We start from the raw sequence: 16,108 nt of genomic DNA on the forward strand, positions 1-16,108 counted from the left end.
TTACATAAGGGCGCATAAGCTTATTACAAGGGCGGCCCAGTGAAATTTTTTTACTTTCCTGACGCCGAAAACCAACACGGCACCTTCAAGGTGCCGTGTCGATGTGCGGTTGAATCACGAATCGCGGTGCTCGAACTCGCCTTCGATCACATTCGGCTCACGCCCGACCGGACGCTGTGGCGCCGGACCGCCGCGAGCGGCGTGCATATCGTCGGCAAAGGCTCGCTGACGAATCGCCTGTTCCTCGGCCCGCTGGCGCATTTTATTGGCCAGCAAGCGACGAGTCAGGGGCAGCAGCATGATCAGGCCAAGCACGTCGCTGACGAAGCCCGGCAGGATCAGCAGGCCGCCGGCCAGGGCCATCATCAGCCCCTCGAGCATGGTCTGCGCGGGCAACTCGCCCCGGTTCAGGCTTTCACGGGCCTTCAACGCCGTGGCCAGGCCTGCGACACGCAGCACCAGCACCCCCAACATCGAGCCGAGGATAATCAGCAGCAACGCCGGGAAAAACCCGATGGCAGCACTGACTTTGACGAATACAAACAGCTCTAGCACCGGGAACAGCAGAAAGAGCAACAGAAAAGGGCGCATCAAGTGGTTTCCTCTACGGAAGAATGCCTTCCAATAGACCCTAGATGACGTCGCCAATTCGTGAATTCAAGCGTCGGCGGTCGTATTTTTCGGCCATTGTTCAGCGTGGGCCAGGAAAACCAGGGCCTCGCGCACTTGTGTCGGCGTATTACACAGGCTTGGAAAGGGTAACCAGTACAGCGCCTGGCCGATACGCAGGTGCATGCCCTCGGTGTCGACCCCGACCATGTGCGCGGGCGCGGTCTTGGGCAACCCGGCCAGGTCGACATAGTGGGAGATGGCTTTGCCATGGTCGCTGTTCATGTGCTCGACCATGCTGATTTCGCCCTTGCCGGCAAACGGGTTGGCCAGGGTCACCTGGTCGACCCAGTGGATCGCGCCGAAGCCACCGATATAGCGATGGCGAACCGGCTTCAGGACCCAGAAATCAAAATCGTGGGCCTGATGGTAATTCTGCGATTCGGGGAAGTAGCGGTAGTAACGCTCGGCAGCGGCGTCGATGGCGGCGCTGTCTCCAATCTTTTCGGCTTCGGCGAGGTAGGTCAGGCGCCCCACGGCCTGCACATCTTCAGCTTCGCGCTCGCCCACCAGCAACGAGCACTTGGGGTCTTTCTGCAGGTTATGGGTGTGCTGGGCGATGCGGCTGATCAGGATCAGCGGCCGGCCCTGCTCGTCCAGGCAATAGGGCACCACCGAACCAAAGGGAAAACCGGGCATGGCCTTGGAGTGGGTCGACAATACGCCGCGGTATTCCTTGAGCAGTAATTCTCGTGCATTCTTGGCAGCTTCAACGCTCACTTTATGACTCCTTTTAACTAATCCGTCGAAAACGGACGGGCGCCTGGAGCAGTGTTCCAGTTACGCCATCGGGGCAATTCTCATCTGCAGCCAGGCCATGTCCGGCGCGGGGATTTCCCAAAGGAAAACCACTCTGACCTGCTAGCGGGACATGCGAATGCAACTCACTGACAAAGTAATCATTATCACTGGCGGTTGCCAGGGTCTGGGCCGCTCCATGGCCGAGTATTTCGCGGCCAAGGGCGCCCGGTTGGCGCTGGTCGACCTCAACCCGGAAAAACTCGATCAGGCGGTCGCCGCTTGTCGCGCGGCGGGTGTCGAGGCTCGCAGCTACCTGTGCAACGTGGCCAATGAAGAACAGGTGACGCACATGGTGGCCCAGGTCGCCGAGGACTTCGGAGCCATTCACGGCCTGATCAACAATGCGGGCATTCTGCGCGACGGCCTGCTGCTCAAGGTCAAGGACGGCGAAATGACCAAGATGAGCCTGGCCCAATGGCAGGCGGTGATCGACGTCAACCTGACCGGGGTGTTCCTGTGCACTCGGGAAGTCGCGGCAAAAATGGTCGAGCTGAAAAACAGCGGCGCCATCATCAATATTTCCTCGATCTCCCGTGCCGGCAACGTGGGCCAGACCAACTACTCGGCCGCCAAGGCCGGGGTCGCCGCGGCTACCGTGACCTGGGCCAAGGAACTGGCGCGCTACGGCATCCGCGTAGCCGGCATCGCACCCGGCTTTATCGAGACCGAAATGACCCTGGGCATGAAACCCGAAGCCCTGGAAAAAATGACCTCGGGCATTCCGCTCAAGCGCATGGGTAAACCGGAAGAAATCGCCCATTCGGCGGCTTACATCTTCGAAAACGACTATTACACCGGGCGCATCCTGGAAATGGATGGCGGCTTGCGGATCTGACTCCCCCCTGCCAGGCAGGCTCCTTATTCCACGGGAACCTGCGCTGGAGAGGGCTTCATCAATCGTCGCTGATGGTGATATTCGGCATCGCCGGTGCCGCGGCTTCCTGCAACACGATCCGCGCACCGACGTGGCGCGCCAGTTCCTGGTAAACCATGGCGATCTGGCTGTCGGGCTCGGCGATCACCGTCGGCTTGCCACCGTCGGCCTGCTCGCGAATCAGCATCGACAACGGCAACGAGGCCAGCAGCTCGACATCGTATTGGCTGGCCAGCTTCTCGCCGCCGCCTTCACCGAACAGGTGCTCGGCGTGGCCGCAGTTGGAGCAAATGTGCACCGCCATGTTTTCGACGACGCCCAGCACCGGGATATTGACCTTGCGGAACATCTCCACGCCCTTGCGTGCGTCGAGCAGGGCCAGGTCCTGTGGCGTGGTGACGATCACCGCACCGGCCACCGGCACCTTCTGCGCCAGGGTCAGCTGGATATCACCGGTGCCTGGCGGCATGTCGATCACCAGGTAGTCGAGGTTGCCCCAGTCGGTCTGGGTCACCAGTTGCAACAATGCCCCGGAAACCATCGGCCCGCGCCAGACCATCGGCGTGTTGTCGTCGGTAAGGAAGGCCATGGACATGACTTCGACCCCATGGGACTCGATCGGCACAAACCACTTCTGGTCCTTGATCTTCGGCCGAGTGCCTTCGGCGATGCCGAACATGATGCCCTGGCTCGGGCCGTAGATATCAGCATCGAGGATGCCGACCTTGGCGCCTTCGCGGGCCAGGGCCAGGGCCAGGTTGGCGGCGGTGGTGGATTTACCCACACCGCCCTTGCCGGAGGCCACTGCGACCACGTTCTTGACGTTGGCCAGGCCCGGAATCTGGGCCTGGGCCTTGTGCGCGGCGATCACGGTACTGATCTCGACCTTGGCGCTCGCCACGCCGTCCAGGCCTTCAATGGCCAGTTGCAGCATCTGCGCCCAGCCGCTCTTGAACAGATCGGCGGCGTAGCCCAGCTCGAGCTGGACCGACACACGGTCGCCCTGCACCTCGATAGCCCGCACGCAACCGGCGCTGACGGGGTCCTGATTCAAGTAAGGGTCGGTGTACTGGCGAAGTACGGCTTCCACCGCTGCGCGATTGACGGCGCTCATGGGCAACTCCGATAACAAGACTGGAAAAACAGGCGGCTATCCTACGCCGGACATACATGCGTGGCGAGGGAGCTTGCGCCCTCCGACCGGCAAAGTCGTTGCAACCGAACTGATTCGGTCAGTCTGGCAGCGCCACATCGACCGGCTCGGGGCGACTTCACCCCCAGCACAAGCCAGCGGCCTGGCTACGGTTTTTGTGAGCGCCGCACTTGGATACGGGCTCACGGGGTGAAAAATCCGCGCCGGCGCTTTATAGTGGCCGACCTCCGTTTCATCAAGTAGCCGAGCCCCATGTCCGAGCCACGCAAGATCCTCGTCACCAGCGCCCTGCCCTATGCCAATGGTTCGATCCATCTTGGCCACATGCTGGAATACATCCAGACCGACATGTGGGTGCGCTTCCAGAAGCACCGCGGCAACCAATGCATTTATGTCTGCGCCGACGACGCCCACGGTTCGGCGATCATGCTGCGCGCGGAAAAAGAAGGCATCACCCCGGAACAATTGATCGCCAACGTCCAGGCTGAACACAGCGCCGACTTTGCCGACTTCCTGGTGGACTTCGATAACTTCCACTCCACTCACGCCGAAGAAAACCGTGAGCTGTCGAGCCAGATCTACCTGAAACTGCGAGACGCCGGGCACATCGCCCAGCGCTCCATCACCCAGTATTTCGACCCGGAAAAGAAAATGTTCCTGGCCGACCGCTTCATCAAGGGCACCTGCCCGAAATGCGGCACCGAGGACCAGTACGGCGACAACTGCGAAAAATGCGGTGCGACCTACGCCCCTACCGACCTGAAGGATCCGAAGTCGGCGATCTCCGGCGCCACCCCGGTGCTCAAGGATTCCCAGCACTTCTTCTTCAAGCTGCCGGACTTCCAGGCAATGCTGCAAACCTGGACCCGCAGCGGCACCCTGCAGGACGCCGTGGCCAACAAGATCGCCGAGTGGCTGGACGCCGGCCTGCAACAGTGGGACATCTCCCGCGATGCGCCGTATTTCGGCTTCGAGATCCCGGACGAGCCCGGCAAGTACTTCTATGTCTGGCTGGACGCGCCGATCGGCTACATGGCCAGTTTCAAGAACCTGTGCGCCCGCCGTCCGGAACTGGATTTCGATGCGTTCTGGGCCAAGGATTCCAGCGCCGAGCTGTATCACTTCATCGGCAAGGACATCGTCAACTTCCACGCCCTGTTCTGGCCCGCCATGCTCGAAGGTGCCGGGTTCCGCAAGCCTACCGGCATCAACGTGCACGGCTACCTGACCGTCAACGGTCAGAAGATGTCCAAGTCCCGTGGCACCTTCGTCAAGGCCCGGACCTACCTCGACCACCTGTCGCCGGAATACCTGCGTTACTACTACGCGGCCAAGCTGAGCCGCGGGGTCGATGACCTGGACCTGAACCTCGAAGACTTCGTGCAGAAGGTCAACTCCGACTTGGTGGGCAAAGTCGTCAACATCGCCAGCCGTTGCGCCGGGTTCATCCACAAGGGCAACGCCGGGGTGCTGGTGGCAGGCAATGCCGCGCCGGAACTGACCGACGCGTTCCTGGCTGCCGCGCCGAGCATCGCCGAGGCCTACGAGGCCCGCGACTTTGCCCGAGCCATGCGTGAAATCATGGGCCTGGCCGACCGCGCCAACGCCTGGATCGCCGACAAGGCCCCCTGGTCACTGAACAAACAGGAAGGCAAGCAAGACGAAGTTCAGGCCATCTGCGCCCTGGGCATCAACCTGTTCCGCCAACTGGTGATCTTCCTCAAGCCGGTGCTACCGCTGCTGGCCGCCGATGCAGAGGCCTTTCTCAACGTCGCGCCGCTGACCTGGAATGACCACGCCACCCTGCTCAGCAACCATCAACTGAACGAGTTCAAACCGTTGATGACCCGCATCGACCCGGTAAAAGTGCAAGCCATGACCGACGCTTCCAAAGAAGACCTGACCGCCAGCGCCACCGACACCGGTGAAGCGGCACCTGCCGGCAACGGCGAGCTGGCCAAGGACCCACTGTCGCCGGAGATCGAGTTCGACGCCTTTGCCGCGGTCGACCTGCGCGTTGCCTTGATCCTCAAGGCCGAGGCCGTGGAAGGTGCTGACAAGCTGCTGCGCCTGACCCTGGATATCGGTGATGAGCAGCGCAACGTGTTCTCCGGGATCAAGAGCGCCTACCCGGATCCGTCCAAGCTCGAAGGCCGCCTGACCATGATGATCGCCAACCTCAAGCCACGGAAAATGCGTTTCGGCATTTCCGAAGGCATGGTGATGGCCGCCGGCCCTGGCGGCGAAGAGATCTACCTGCTGAGCCCGGACAGCGGCGCCAAGCCTGGCCAGCGCATCAAGTAAGCCCCCGCGCAGGCACGATCCCCCCGCCACGCCTTTGCGTGACGGGGGGATTTTCATATCTGGCCCGACCCTGCGCGCTGCCGGATAATGCCTAACCTTTAGGCTACACGCCTGCCCTCACCGGCCACGTCCATGACCGACATACTGCTCACGCTTATCAGCGCTGCCCTGATCAATAACCTGGTGTTGCACTGGCCACTGGGCGTCGATCCGCTGTTGCGCAGCCAACGTCCGGCGCCGGCGACTCGCCGTCAGGTACATGCCCTCGGGCTGGCCACCACGTGCCTGATGCTGCTGTGCGGGGTGAGCGGGCATGTGCTGTATCAGGCGCTGCTGGTTCCGTTGCAGCTGACTTCACTCAAGCTCCTGGTGTTTCTGCCGCTCTGCGCCCTGCTGGTCAGCCCGCTGTTGAAGCTGCTGGCTCGTGCCCTGCCGCAACTGCCCTTCGACCACCTCTGGCCACTGTTGCTCGGCAACGCTGGCGTACTTGGCCTGCTGCTCCTGGATGCCCAGGGCACTCAGGGCGTGGTGCATGCGGCCGCACTCGGCCTGGGCTCGGGCCTGGGTTTCTGGCTGGTGTTGAGCCTGTTCAACGACCTGCGCCAGCGCATTTTCGATAACGATGTGCCCCTGCCCTTTCGCGGCCTGCCGGTCGACCTGATCAGCGCCGGGCTGATGGCAGTGGCCTTTCTCGGCTTCAACGGACTGATCAAGACATGAGTCTGATTCAACGCATCGATGCCCTGCTGCCGCAGACCCAGTGCGGTAAATGCGGCCATCCCGGATGCAAACCCTACGCCCAGGGCATTGCCGACGGCGAGGCGATCAACAAGTGCCCACCGGGTGGCAGCGAAACCATTGCCGGCCTCGCCCGGTTGCTGCAGGTTCCGGTACTGGAACTGGACACCAGCCGCGGCTCGGCCCCGGCGCAGATCGCTTTTATCCGCGAGGCCGAGTGCATCGGCTGCACCAAGTGCATACAAGCCTGCCCAGTGGATGCCATCGTCGGCGCGGCGAAGCTGATGCACACCGTGATCATCGACGAGTGCACCGGTTGCGACCTTTGCGTGGCGCCCTGCCCGGTCGATTGCATCGAGATGCAGCCGCTGCCTTTGGCCAGCGTGCTGCCGATCGTCGGCGGCCTGGCGCCCGACCTCGCACAGCAACGCGCCCGCAATGCCAAGCGCGACCATGCCCGGCGCCGCTTCGAGCAGCGCAACGCCCGACTGCAACGTGAAGAACAGCAAAAACTGGCCGAACGCCAAGCCCGGGCGCAGCGCGCCGTGCAGGCCAGCACCAGCACCAGCACCAGCACCAGCAGCCTGAATCCGGTGCAGGCGGCCGTCGAACGGGTTCGCGCGCAAAAAGCGGCGGCAGCCGATGCGGCGCTGAAAAAAGCCAAGATCGATCTGGCCATGAGCCGCGCGCAGTTGAACAAATCCCTGAAAGCCTTCGGTCATCCACCGACCTTTGAGCAGCAGGCGCAGTTGATCATCCTGCAACACCAATTCGAGGCGGCCGAGCAGGTCCTGGCCGAACTTGAATCCACGGCCCCCGCTCCCACGGCAGCGCCCGCAGCCAAGGACCCGGATCTCAAGAAAGCCAAGATCCAGCTGGCCATGCGCCGCGCCGAGCTGAAAAAAGCCCAGAGCGATGCCGCTCCCGAGGCACAGCTGGCCGTCTTGAGCGCGGCCCTGGCCGAGGCCGAGCAGGCCCTGCACGCTGCCGAGGCGGCAAGCGCGAAACCGGCGCCGAACCTGACCCGGGTCGAGAAACGCCCGATCGACACTCAACTGCGCCAACTGAAAACCGAACTGGCTTACGCCCGGGCCGAGCTGAGCAAGCTCGAGCGCCATGCCGACACTTCGCCAGCGCTGATGGCCAAGGCCCGCGAACGATTGGCCGAAGCCGAGCGCCAGGTGCAGGCCCATGCCCCCAACTGAACACCTGGCCCAGCCGGAACCACGCCTGCAGCAGGCCATGCAGCGGGTGCTGCTGGCCACCTTGCCCGGGGTGTTGGTGCTGGTGTGGTTTTACGGTTGGGGGGTGCTGATCAATGGGTTATTGGCCGGCGCCACGGCCTTGGCGGTAGAAGCTGCGGTGCTGCGGCTACGTGCCTGGCCGCTGAAGCCATCCCTCGGCGACGGCAGCGCCCTGGTCAGCGCCACCTTGCTCGCCCTGGCATTGCCGCCCTATTGCCCCTGGTGGCTGACCGTCAGCGCCAGTGCCAGCGCCCTGCTGCTGGGCAAGCACCTGTACGGAGGCCTGGGTAAAAACCCGTTCAACCCGGCGATGCTCGGCTACGCGCTGATGCTGGTGTGCTTCCCGCAACAGATGACTCATTGGCCGACGTCCCACGGCATGGACCTGCTCGGCGGTCTGCAGCAGATCTTCGGCGTCGATTTCGGATCGGAAGTGCCGGACGCCTGGGCCCAGGCCACGGCACTGGACAGCCTGCGGATCAATAAAAGCCTGACCATCGACGAGCTGTTCGCCGGCAATGCGGCCTTCGGCCATTTCGGCGGCCGCGGCAGCGAATGGGTCAACCTGGCCTTTCTGGCCGGCGGCCTCTTCTTGCTGCAACAACGGGTAATCAGCTGGCACGCCCCTGTCGGCATGCTCGGCAGCCTGTTTATCATCAGCCTGCTGTGCTGGAACGGCTCGGGTTCGGACTCCCACGGCTCGCCATTTTTCCACCTGCTCACCGGTGCCAGCATGCTCGGTGCGTTTTTTATCGTCACCGAGCCCATCTCCGGCCCGAAAGCCGCCAAGGCGCGGCTGCTGTTCGGTGTCGGCGTGGGCCTGCTGACGTACCTGATCCGCACCTGGGGCGGTTACCCGGATGGCGTAGCCTTTGCCGTGCTGCTGATGAACTTGGCCGTTCCCGCCCTGGAGCGTTTGGTCGCTCCCGTCGCGCAGGCGCAAGCATGAGCCGCCGGCTGAGTGTGTTGATGCTGGTGCTGCTGGCCGGCGCTGGCATCGCGGTGAGCTATTTCGCCCAGCAGGCCGCCAGCCCGCGAATCGCTGCCGAACAACGGGCGAGCCAAGCCCGCGAACTGCTCGATCTGCTGCCTGTGGGCAGCTACGACAATCAACCCCTGGACCAGCCGTTGCCCCTCCAGCATCTGGTTCTAAGCAACAGCACCCTGCTCGGCGGTTACCGCGCCAGCCGCGCCGGCCAACCCAGCGCGGTGTTGCTCCGCAGCCAGGTCACAGGTTATGCGGGCCCCATCGAGCTGTTGATCGCCATCGATGCCAATGGCCGGCTGCTGGGCAGCAAAAGCCTCAAGCAAGGGGAAACCCCGGGCCTGGGCGGGCGGATCGCCGAACAACCCACTGGCTGGCTGCAAGGTTTTACCGGCAAATCGCGCAACGATCCCGCCGACAACGCCTGGGCCCTGAAGAAAGACCAGGGGCAGTTCGATCAGATGGCCGGCGCCACCATCACTTCTCGGGCGGTGATCAACGCCCTGCATGATGCGCTGCGCTATTTCGACGAACACCGGGATCAACTGCTGACAGGTGCGGCCAATGAATAAGCCCTCTGCACTGCACTATTCACTGACGCTGGTGGCGCTGATCGGTGCCAGCGACTCCCTGGTCAAGGCAGTGGGCCTGTCGCTGGCATCAGTGCTGGTCATCAGCCTGTACGCCCTGGGCATGAAAGGCCTGCGACGCCTGATCAGCAGTGACCTGCATTGGCTGGCCGGCCTGCTGCTCAGCGCCACACTGAGCAGTTGCGCAGCCCTGGCGATGCAAGCCTGGGCCTTCGAACTGCATCAGCAACTGGGGATTTACCTGGGCCTGATCGCGCTGCAATGCGTACTGCTGGAACACGGTGGTTTCTTCAATGGCCAAGGGCAAGTGCGCCAGATCGGCACGTTCTGCCTGTTACTGATCACCCTGGGTGCCTTGCGTGAAGTGCTGGGCAGCGGCTCTTTGGGCAACCATCTCGGATGGCTGGCCGGCCGCTACGGGGCCGACTGGCCGGCCTGGATCGCCAGCCTACACGGCAATCTGCACCTGCTGAGCCTCGCCCCCGGCGGTTTTATACTGCTGGGCTTGCTGCTGGCAGCCAGACAGGCCTGGGCCTCAACCTCACACCGACCGCCTTCAAGGAACTGAATCACCCATGAATGCCGCAAAACGCCTGGAAATATTCCGACGGTTTCACGAAGACAATCCCGAACCAAAAACCGAATTGGCCTACTCGTCGCCATTCGAACTGCTGATCTCGGTGATTTTATCGGCCCAATCCACCGACGTCGGGGTCAACAAGGCGACGGCCAAACTGTATCCGGTGGCCAATACGCCGGCGGCCATTTACGCCTTGGGGGTCGAAGGCCTGTCCCAGTACATCAAGACCATCGGCCTGTACAACAGCAAGGCAAAGAACGTCATCGAAACCTGCCGCCTGCTGCTGGAGCGCCATAACGGTGAAGTCCCGCAAACCCGCGAAGAGCTCGAGGCCCTGCCCGGCGTCGGCCGCAAGACCGCCAATGTGGTGCTCAACACGGCGTTTCGCCAGCTGACCATGGCCGTCGACACGCATATTTTTCGGGTCAGCAACCGGACTGGGATCGCGCCCGGCAAGAATGTGGTGGAAGTGGAAACCAAGCTGATGAAGTTTGTGCCCAAGGAGTTTCTCCTTGATGCCCATCACTGGCTGATCCTCCATGGGCGCTATGTGTGCCTGGCGCGCAAGCCGCGCTGCGGCAGTTGCCGGATCGAAGACTTGTGCGAATACAAGCAAAAGACTTCGGACGATTGAGTAACCATTGATTTTGATGATCGGTCGATTGAAAAAATCTTTTTTACCCGCCAGGAGAATATCGCTATAAGGAGCGCCAATGGCAGTCTTAGCCTGGAGTTGACCTTATGAGCACTGGCAAAGAACAACTGGACGTAGAAGACGATTTTATTGCTGTTGAACCAGAAGAGGCTGAGCCGGTGGTTGAGGTGGCAAAGACCAACCTGAACAAGCGCCGCACCATTGACAACCTCCTCGAAGAACGCCGCCTGCAAAAGCAGCTGGCCGATTACGACTTCGATCTGTAATTCCAGGAAAGCCCCAGCCACTCGGGCCTTCCTGTCGGCGCCAGGTCTACCCGGCGACTTGGCGCCTGTCCTTCATCCCTTCGCCGGAGCAAACTCCATCCACTCGTTGTTCACGCCAGCTTATGGCGCTGGGCAAATTCAATCAGGTCCACCAGCGAGCGGGCATTGAGCTTGGAAAGCAGCCGCCGCTTGTAGGTGCTCACCGTCTTGTTGCTCAAACTCAGGCCTTCGGCAATCTCCTTGTTACTCAAGCCAGAGGTGAGTTGCTTCAACACCATCAACTCCCTTGCCGAGAGCAATTCCACCATCTCCTCTTCAGTGGACAAGCCCTGGCAGGACCGCAACGTGTGTAAGGCTTCGTTGGGGAAGTAACTGTAACCGGCCTCCACCGCCTTGATCGCACTGATCAGTTCAGTGATGTCCTGTTGCTTGCAGATATAACCAGCGGCGCCGGCCTGCATGCAACGCATTGAAAAGGGCCCGGGTAGTTGCAGAGTCAATACCAGGATCTTAATAGTCATCGCTTTTGAAGTCAGACGGGTTATAACTTCCAGACCATCAAGTTTGGGAATGCCGATATCCAGTATCAAAATATCCGGCATCAACTCAAGTGCGAGTTGCAACGCATCCAAACCATTGTCTGCCTCGGCAATCACCTTGAAACCATGGCGTTCCATCAGCATGCGCACCGCCAGACGAATGACGGGGTGATCATCCACGATCAATACTCTTTTCATAGGCACTTCCGAATTCAAGGCATAATTGTTAATCCACACAATAACCCGCCATCCTGCCCTTGGCACCGCGTGCCCATGGGCTACAGCAGTACAGAGACGATCCTTACAAACAATGAGGATTTGCCTTACAAAAACAGTCAAAAGGCGACATCCTTGCAACTAGCTAATTTAAGATAGTTCTGTATACCTGCTACTTTTCGTATTAATAATCAACTATCCATATCACTTCGAAAAACACCTCGTAGTGCATGCATTGGTTAATTGCGCGATAAGACTCACAACTAGAGCAACCGAGTTACCGAGCACAAAAAAGCCCTGCACAAGGCAGGGCTTTTTCACAGCGGTTCAAGAATCAGAACAGTGTCCGACCTTTGTTGGCCGCAATGCGCATACGCAAGGCATTCAACTTGATGAAGCCCGCAGCGTCTGCCTGGTTATAGGCACCGCCATCTTCTTCAAAGGTTGCGATGTTGGCGTCGAACAGCGACTCATCGGACTTGCGACCGGTAACGATCACGTTGCCTTTGTACAGTTTCAGGCGAACCACACCGTTAACGTGAGCCTGGGAAGCGTCGATCATCTGTTGCAGCATCAGACGCTCAGGGCTCCACCAGTAGCCGGTGTAGATCAGGCTGGCGTACTTGGGCATCAGCTCGTCTTTGAGGTGAGCCACTTCACGGTCCAGGGTGATGGACTCGATGGCGCGGTGCGCACGCAGCATGATGGTGCCGCCCGGGGTTTCGTAGCAGCCACGGGACTTCATGCCGACGTAACGGTTCTCGACGATGTCGAGACGGCCGATACCGTGTTCGCCACCGATACGGTTCAGGGTCGCGAGCACGGTAGCCGGAGTCATTTCAACGCCGTCCAGTGCCACGATGTCGCCGTTGCGGTAGGTCAGTTCCAGGTACTGCGGGGTGTCGGGAGCCTTCTCCGGGGAGACGGTCCAACGCCACATGTCTTCTTCGTGCTCGGTCCAGGTGTCTTCCAGCACGCCGCCTTCATAGGAGATGTGCAGCAGGTTGGCATCCATCGAGTACGGGGATTTCTTCTTGCCGTGACGCTCGATCGGGATGTTGTGCTTCTCGGCGTAGTCCATCAGCTTCTCGCGGGACAGCAGGTCCCACTCGCGCCAAGGAGCAATCACTTTCACGCCCGGCTTGAGGGCATAGGCGCCCAGTTCGAAACGAACCTGGTCGTTGCCTTTGCCGGTGGCGCCATGGGAAATGGCGTCGGCGCCGGTTTCGTTGGCAATTTCGATCAAACGCTTGGCGATCAACGGACGCGCGATAGAGGTACCCAGCAGGTACTCACCTTCGTAAACGGTGTTGGCGCGGAACATCGGGAAAACGAAATCGCGGACAAACTCTTCGCGCAGGTCGTCGATATAAATCTCTTTCACGCCCATGGCTTGCGCCTTGGCACGTGCAGGTTCGACCTCTTCGCCCTGACCCAGATCGGCGGTAAAAGTCACCACTTCACAGTTATAAGTATCCTGCAGCCACTTGAGGATCACCGAAGTGTCCAGGCCGCCGGAATACGCCAGAACGACCTTGTTAACGTCCGCCATGCCATCACTCCACGGGGTTGTACGGAAAGCCGTTAAGTCTACCGATCAACGCGGATAATTTACAGAGGCGCGACAGCTTATGACGACGAAGCGACAGATTATGTCGAGCGCGCGACGACTACAGCCGTTTCAGGACGTCGCCGCGGCATTGGGTGTGGCGGCGGCTTGAGGCGCCGGCTTTTCGACAGGAGCGACACGCTCCAGGTGCACATTGACCCGACGGTTCTTGGCCCGATTGGCCGGGTTGGTATTGGGGGCCAACGGGTAACGCTCACCGTGAAAACGCATGGTGATCTGTGATTCGGGTATGCCATTGGCCTTCAGGTAATCCAACACTGCCAGCGCCCTGCGCCGCGACAGATCGCGGTTGGTCAGGCGGTTGCCGCTGTTGTCGGAATGCCCGTCCAGCTCGATGTGATTGACCGTGGGATCAGCCTTGAGAAACTCCAGGATCACTTGCAGCTTGGCCTTGGCCTGGGCATCCAGCTCGGTGCCGGTGCCCGGGAAGCCGATCTCGGCCTGCTTCACCTGTTCGTAATTCATCGGCAACAACTTCGCCGTGCAGCTTTGATAGTCACTGTAGGCCTTGCTGAATTTCACCGGCAACAGACGCACTTCGGACACACCGCCTTCGCGGGAGTAGTGACGCACCACCGGGCTGCGCCCATCCAGCAAACCGTTAATCAGCCGGCCAGCCTGCACCTGCGAGCTATTGAACATCACCCCGCCGCTGCCGGCCTTGACCGCGCCCAGGTTGATATCACCGCGCCCCGGCTGCCAGGGGGCTGCCGCGGCGAGCAAGGTCGCCGAGCCCCCACCCTGCATCGGATTGAAGCTCTTGAGGCGGAAAGTCGCCTGCTCACCCGCCCGGCGCACGAACTCGCCGGAGCCGAAATCGGTGATCGGCTGAGTCAGGCGGCACTCGAATTTGTCACCTTCGACCGTCCACTCAATGCTCTCCAGACGGGTCTGGAAAGTGAGAGCCATCGCAGGCAGGCTGGCAAACACGCTGAGCAGGACTAGATAATGCTGGCGCACGGGAGGCTCCACTGACTTGTACAGATCAAAATCAACATGCCCGTTTACGGCACACCTACGGGATATCGGAAGCTTTACGCAAAACTTGATAGCGAGTGCCTGGATGAGTCTTTTCCGGTAGCATTCCCCCGAGTTTGACCCGCCTGGAATCCCCAATGTCCGACCGCCTGACCCTGCTGCGTCCCGACGACTGGCATATACATCTTCGCGATGGTGCCGTGTTGACCAATACCGTCGCGGATGTCGCGCGCACCTTTGGTCGCGCCATCATCATGCCTAACCTGGTACCCCCGGTGCGCAACGCCGAGCAAGCCGACACCTATCGCCAGCGCATTCTCGCTGCGCGGCCGGCCGGCAGCCGCTTCGAGCCGCTGATGGTGCTCTACCTGACCGACCTGACCCAGCCTGAAGATATTCGTACGGCCAAGGCCAGTGGCTTCGTGCATGCCGCCAAGCTCTATCCGGCCGGCGCGACCACCAACTCGGACTCCGGCGTCACCAGTATCGACAAGATCCTCCCGGCGCTTGAGGCCATGGCCGAAGTCGGTTTGCCATTGCTGATCCACGGCGAAGTGACCCGTGGCGACGTCGATGTATTCGACCGCGAGAAGATTTTCATCGACGAGCATATGCGCCGCGTCGTCGAGCGCTTCCCGACCCTGAAAGTGGTCTTCGAGCACATCACCACCCGTGAAGCCGTGCAGTTCGTCAACGAGGCCTCGGTCAACGTTGGCGCAACCATCACCGCCCATCACCTGCTGTACAACCGCAACCACATGCTGGTTGGCGGGATTCGCCCGCACTTCTATTGCCTGCCGATTCTCAAGCGCAATACCCACCAGGAAGCCCTGCTCGACGCCGCCACCGGTGGCAGCACCAAGTTCTTCCTGGGGACCGACTCCGCGCCACACGCGCAGCACGCCAAGGAAGCCGCCTGCGGCTGCGCCGGCTGCTACACCGCTTACGCCGCAATCGAGTTGTACGCCGAGGCATTTGAACAGCGCAACGCGCTGGACAAGCTCGAAGGATTCGCCAGCCTCAACGGCCCGCGCTTCTACGGCCTGCCCGTGAACACCGATAGCATCACCCTGGTCCGTGAAGAATGGACCGCCCCTGCCAGCCTGCCGTTCGGCGAGCTGACTGTCATCCCGCTGCGCGCCGGTGAAAAACTGCGCTGGCGCCTGCTGGAGAAACACTCGTGAGTGAAGACCATTTCGACGACGAACAGGACGGTCATGGTGGCGGTGGCGGTTCCCGTCATCCGATGGCGGCCCGCTTTCGTGGCTACCTGCCGGTCGTCATCGATGTTGAGACCGGTGGTTTCAACTCGGCCACCGATGCGCTGCTGGAAATCGCCGCGACCATCATCGGCATGGATGAAAAGGGCTTCGTGTTCCCCGAACACACGCTGTTTTTCCGTGTAGAACCCTTCGAGGGTGCCAATATCGAAGCCGCTGCGCTGGAATTTACCGGCATCAAGCTCGACCATCCATTGCGTATGGCTGTCAGTGAAGAAACAGCACTGACCGACATCTTCCGCAGTGTGCGCAAGGCGCTGAAAGCCAATGGCTGCAAGCGCGCGATCCTGGTGGGCCATAACAGCAGCTTCGACCTGGGTTTCCTCAATGCTGCGGTCGCGCGCCTGGACATGAAGCGCAACCCCTTCCACCCCTTCTCCAGCTTCGACACCGCCACCCTGGCCGGCCTGGCCTATGGCCAAACCGTGCTGGCCAAAGCGTGTCAGGCGGCCGATATCGACTTCGACGGACGTGAGGCCCACTCGGCTCGCTACGACACCGAGAAGACCGCCGACCTGTTCTGCGGCATCGTCAACCGCTGGAAGGAAATGGGCGGCTGGGCAGACTTCGACGACTGATTCGGTCGCCAAATCGTCCCCATGAAAA

Annotated in this window: 17 protein-coding genes; 11 read left to right on the top strand and 6 right to left on the bottom strand. The window is 61.0% G+C overall.

Annotation, left to right across the window (positions count from 1 at the left end; translation table 11 throughout):
• Positions 1–114: 114 nt before the first annotated feature.
• Together ACOZJV_RS23550 and ACOZJV_RS23555 are read right to left on the bottom strand one after the other, a co-directional pair.
• Positions 115–591, bottom strand: coding sequence for an FxsA family protein (locus tag ACOZJV_RS23550; RefSeq protein ID WP_020298599.1), 477 nt, complete (start codon positions 589–591; stop codon positions 115–117).
• A 66-nt stretch (positions 592–657) separates the two neighbouring features.
• Entirely contained in the window at positions 658–1,389 is a 732-nt protein-coding gene (locus ACOZJV_RS23555; protein WP_421548631.1) for a HugZ family protein, read from the bottom strand.
• A 157-nt stretch (positions 1,390–1,546) separates the two neighbouring features.
• On the opposite strand from ACOZJV_RS23555, the gene ACOZJV_RS23560 reads away from it, so the two are divergent.
• Positions 1,547–2,305 carry an SDR family oxidoreductase gene (locus tag ACOZJV_RS23560; RefSeq protein WP_201127614.1) on the top strand — a complete coding sequence of 253 codons (759 nt, stop codon included), beginning with the start codon at positions 1,547–1,549 and terminating at the stop codon, positions 2,303–2,305.
• 58 nt (positions 2,306–2,363) lie between these two features.
• Here ACOZJV_RS23560 and apbC read toward each other — a convergent pair whose 3' ends face one another.
• Positions 2,364–3,458, bottom strand: a complete 1,095-nt coding sequence (gene apbC / locus ACOZJV_RS23565; protein WP_020298596.1) for an iron-sulfur cluster carrier protein ApbC — start codon at positions 3,456–3,458, stop codon at positions 2,364–2,366.
• Between the two features lie 291 nt (positions 3,459–3,749).
• Here apbC and metG point away from each other — a divergent pair, with 291 nt between their 5' ends.
• The 8 genes from metG (at position 3,750) to ACOZJV_RS23605 (ending at position 10,859) form a co-directional block, all read left to right on the top strand.
• Positions 3,750–5,801, top strand: a complete 2,052-nt coding sequence (metG, locus tag ACOZJV_RS23570; RefSeq protein ID WP_078471921.1) for a methionine--tRNA ligase — start codon at positions 3,750–3,752, stop codon at positions 5,799–5,801.
• A 132-nt stretch (positions 5,802–5,933) separates the two neighbouring features.
• Positions 5,934–6,521, top strand: a complete 588-nt coding sequence (locus ACOZJV_RS23575; protein WP_201127616.1) for an Rnf-Nqr domain containing protein — start codon at positions 5,934–5,936, stop codon at positions 6,519–6,521.
• Positions 6,518–7,744, top strand: a complete 1,227-nt coding sequence (rsxB, locus tag ACOZJV_RS23580) for an electron transport complex subunit RsxB (protein ID WP_421548632.1) — start codon at positions 6,518–6,520, stop codon at positions 7,742–7,744. Before ACOZJV_RS23575 ends, rsxB begins: the two co-directional genes overlap by 4 nt.
• The gene (locus ACOZJV_RS23585; RefSeq protein WP_421548633.1) at positions 7,731–8,732 is read left to right on the top strand and encodes an RnfABCDGE type electron transport complex subunit D; all 1,002 of its coding nucleotides are present in this window, start codon (positions 7,731–7,733) and stop codon (positions 8,730–8,732) included. The genes rsxB and ACOZJV_RS23585 overlap by 14 nt, the downstream gene beginning before the upstream one ends.
• Positions 8,729–9,340, top strand: a complete 612-nt coding sequence (locus ACOZJV_RS23590) for an RnfABCDGE type electron transport complex subunit G (RefSeq protein ID WP_421548634.1) — start codon at positions 8,729–8,731, stop codon at positions 9,338–9,340. The genes ACOZJV_RS23585 and ACOZJV_RS23590 overlap by 4 nt, the downstream gene beginning before the upstream one ends.
• Positions 9,333–9,926: an Rnf-Nqr domain containing protein gene (locus ACOZJV_RS23595; protein ID WP_201127625.1), complete on the top strand. Its 594-nt coding sequence runs from the start codon at positions 9,333–9,335 to the stop codon at positions 9,924–9,926. Before ACOZJV_RS23590 ends, ACOZJV_RS23595 begins: the two co-directional genes overlap by 8 nt.
• A gap of 7 nt (positions 9,927–9,933) precedes the next feature.
• Positions 9,934–10,572: an endonuclease III gene (nth, locus tag ACOZJV_RS23600; RefSeq protein ID WP_078471927.1), complete on the top strand. Its 639-nt coding sequence runs from the start codon at positions 9,934–9,936 to the stop codon at positions 10,570–10,572.
• A gap of 107 nt (positions 10,573–10,679) precedes the next feature.
• Positions 10,680–10,859: a PA3496 family putative envelope integrity protein gene (locus tag ACOZJV_RS23605; protein ID WP_020298588.1), complete on the top strand. Its 180-nt coding sequence runs from the start codon at positions 10,680–10,682 to the stop codon at positions 10,857–10,859.
• 110 nt (positions 10,860–10,969) lie between these two features.
• Here ACOZJV_RS23605 and ACOZJV_RS23610 read toward each other — a convergent pair whose 3' ends face one another.
• The 3 genes from ACOZJV_RS23610 to ACOZJV_RS23620 all read right to left on the bottom strand — a co-directional run bounded on the left by ACOZJV_RS23610 (position 10,970) and on the right by ACOZJV_RS23620 (position 14,204).
• Complete coding sequence (locus tag ACOZJV_RS23610) at positions 10,970–11,596, bottom strand: response regulator transcription factor (RefSeq protein ID WP_020298587.1); 627 nt, start codon at positions 11,594–11,596, stop codon at positions 10,970–10,972.
• 352 nt (positions 11,597–11,948) lie between these two features.
• The gene (locus ACOZJV_RS23615) at positions 11,949–13,166 is read right to left on the bottom strand and encodes an argininosuccinate synthase (protein ID WP_020298586.1); all 1,218 of its coding nucleotides are present in this window, start codon (positions 13,164–13,166) and stop codon (positions 11,949–11,951) included.
• A gap of 129 nt (positions 13,167–13,295) precedes the next feature.
• Positions 13,296–14,204: a flagellar protein MotY gene (locus tag ACOZJV_RS23620; RefSeq protein ID WP_078471928.1), complete on the bottom strand. Its 909-nt coding sequence runs from the start codon at positions 14,202–14,204 to the stop codon at positions 13,296–13,298.
• A 155-nt stretch (positions 14,205–14,359) separates the two neighbouring features.
• On the opposite strand from ACOZJV_RS23620, the gene pyrC reads away from it, so the two are divergent.
• Both pyrC and rnt read left to right on the top strand, forming a co-directional pair.
• The gene (pyrC, locus tag ACOZJV_RS23625) at positions 14,360–15,406 is read left to right on the top strand and encodes a dihydroorotase (protein ID WP_421548635.1); all 1,047 of its coding nucleotides are present in this window, start codon (positions 14,360–14,362) and stop codon (positions 15,404–15,406) included.
• A complete protein-coding gene (gene rnt / locus ACOZJV_RS23630) occupies positions 15,403–16,080 on the top strand; it encodes a ribonuclease T (protein WP_020298583.1) in 678 nt (225 codons plus the stop codon). The genes pyrC and rnt overlap by 4 nt, the downstream gene beginning before the upstream one ends.
• The last annotated feature ends 28 nt before the right edge of the window (positions 16,081–16,108 follow it).

The organism is Pseudomonas sp. QD4 (assembly GCF_049199125.1).
In the GTDB taxonomy this organism is placed as follows: Bacteria; Pseudomonadota; Gammaproteobacteria; order Pseudomonadales; family Pseudomonadaceae; genus Aquipseudomonas.

Coding starts and splice junctions, on each gene's coding strand:
- ACOZJV_RS23550 (WP_020298599.1), bottom strand. CDS start 591: ATGCGCCCTTTTCTGTTGCTCTTTCTGCTGTTCCCGGTGCTAGAGCTG.
- ACOZJV_RS23560 (WP_201127614.1), top strand. CDS start 1,547: ATGCAACTCACTGACAAAGTAATCATTATCACTGGCGGTTGCCAGGGT.
- apbC (WP_020298596.1), bottom strand. CDS start 3,458: ATGAGCGCCGTCAATCGCGCAGCGGTGGAAGCCGTACTTCGCCAGTAC.
- metG (WP_078471921.1), top strand. CDS start 3,750: ATGTCCGAGCCACGCAAGATCCTCGTCACCAGCGCCCTGCCCTATGCC.
- ACOZJV_RS23575 (WP_201127616.1), top strand. CDS start 5,934: ATGACCGACATACTGCTCACGCTTATCAGCGCTGCCCTGATCAATAAC.
- rsxB (WP_421548632.1), top strand. CDS start 6,518: ATGAGTCTGATTCAACGCATCGATGCCCTGCTGCCGCAGACCCAGTGC.
- ACOZJV_RS23585 (WP_421548633.1), top strand. CDS start 7,731: ATGCCCCCAACTGAACACCTGGCCCAGCCGGAACCACGCCTGCAGCAG.
- ACOZJV_RS23590 (WP_421548634.1), top strand. CDS start 8,729: ATGAGCCGCCGGCTGAGTGTGTTGATGCTGGTGCTGCTGGCCGGCGCT.
- ACOZJV_RS23595 (WP_201127625.1), top strand. CDS start 9,333: ATGAATAAGCCCTCTGCACTGCACTATTCACTGACGCTGGTGGCGCTG.
- nth (WP_078471927.1), top strand. CDS start 9,934: ATGAATGCCGCAAAACGCCTGGAAATATTCCGACGGTTTCACGAAGAC.
- ACOZJV_RS23605 (WP_020298588.1), top strand. CDS start 10,680: ATGAGCACTGGCAAAGAACAACTGGACGTAGAAGACGATTTTATTGCT.
- ACOZJV_RS23610 (WP_020298587.1), bottom strand. CDS start 11,596: ATGAAAAGAGTATTGATCGTGGATGATCACCCCGTCATTCGTCTGGCG.
- ACOZJV_RS23615 (WP_020298586.1), bottom strand. CDS start 13,166: ATGGCGGACGTTAACAAGGTCGTTCTGGCGTATTCCGGCGGCCTGGAC.
- pyrC (WP_421548635.1), top strand. CDS start 14,360: ATGTCCGACCGCCTGACCCTGCTGCGTCCCGACGACTGGCATATACAT.